This is a genomic window from Oleiphilus sp. HI0132 (genome assembly GCF_001635845.1).
On record NZ_LWGJ01000800.1, the window covers coordinates 1 to 470 of the forward strand.

General features: G+C 48.3%; 1 protein-coding gene. It reads right to left on the minus strand.

All coding sequences use genetic code 11. From position 1 onward, the window contains the following. The coding region (locus A3766_RS09300) for an alanine racemase C-terminal domain-containing protein (RefSeq protein ID WP_197479473.1) at positions 1-470 on the minus strand (470 nt) is incomplete at both ends.

Here is a 470-nt window from a genome sequence, read left to right on the forward strand (position 1 = left end):
GCAAGCTCGTCCGCCTTAATATAATCCCCCCACAGCTCAACAGGACTGCCAAGACCACAAGAAGGAATATCCGTTATATCAATTGCCAACATATCCATCGATACCCGCCCTACAAGCGGGGCTCGAACAAAGGATTGTGACGCGGAATCAAAAACCGCTACCGGCGTTCCATCTGGTGCATGTCGGGGATAACCATCACCATAACCGCAAGCGACTGTTGCAATTCGTGATTCACGAGATGCTCGCCAGCGGCCGCCATAGCCAACACGCTCTCCGATAGAAAGCTCTCTAACAGCCATGATTGCAGACTTTAATTTCATCACCGGCTTTAAATCAAAATTCTGGTCTTGCTTCTCTGGTGACGGCATTGCGCCATATAAGATAATACCAGGTCGAACAATATCTTTATGGCTATGAGGATAATATAGAATACCACCGGAGTTAGCCGTGCTCAGTAAGAGCTCATCCGA